This window comes from Pseudonocardia sp. SID8383 (assembly GCF_009864975.1).
In the GTDB taxonomy this organism is placed as follows: domain Bacteria; phylum Actinomycetota; class Actinomycetes; order Mycobacteriales; family Pseudonocardiaceae; genus Pseudonocardia; species Pseudonocardia alni.
Genome location: NZ_WWFY01000132.1, coordinates 1 through 430, shown reverse-complemented (window position 1 = coordinate 430; position 430 = coordinate 1). Strand labels below are relative to the sequence as shown.

General features: G+C 80.2%; 1 protein-coding gene. It reads left to right on the top strand.

From position 1 onward, the window contains the following. Positions 1–430: hypothetical protein (locus GTW08_RS03055; protein ID WP_161151384.1), on the top strand; the 430-nt coding region annotated here is incomplete at both ends.

Sequence of the window (430 nt, the reverse complement as noted above, 5' to 3'; positions counted from 1 at the left end):
CGCGTGGGCCGCCGAGCTGGCCCGGCACGCCGCCGACGGCCCGGTCACCGCGGTCGTGGCCCTCCCGGACCCGACGGGACGGCCGCATCCGGGGCACCCGGGCGTCCCCGGTGCGCTGGCCCGGACCCTCACGCTGGTCCAGGCACTCGGCGACGCCGACGTCACGGCGCCGCTGTGGTGCCTGACCCGCGGTGCCGTCGGGACGGCGCCCGGTGACGCGGTCACCGATCCCGAGCAGGGCACCCTGTGGGGCCTCGGCCGGGTCGTCGCGCTCGAGCACCCCGACCGGTGGGGCGGGTTGATCGACCTGCCGGGGACCCCGGACCCCCGGACCGCGGCGCGGGTCGCCGGGCTGGTCACCGGGGCCGGGACCGAGGACCAGCTGGCGGTCCGGCCGCACGGGGTCCTCGCCCGACGGCTCGTTCACGCG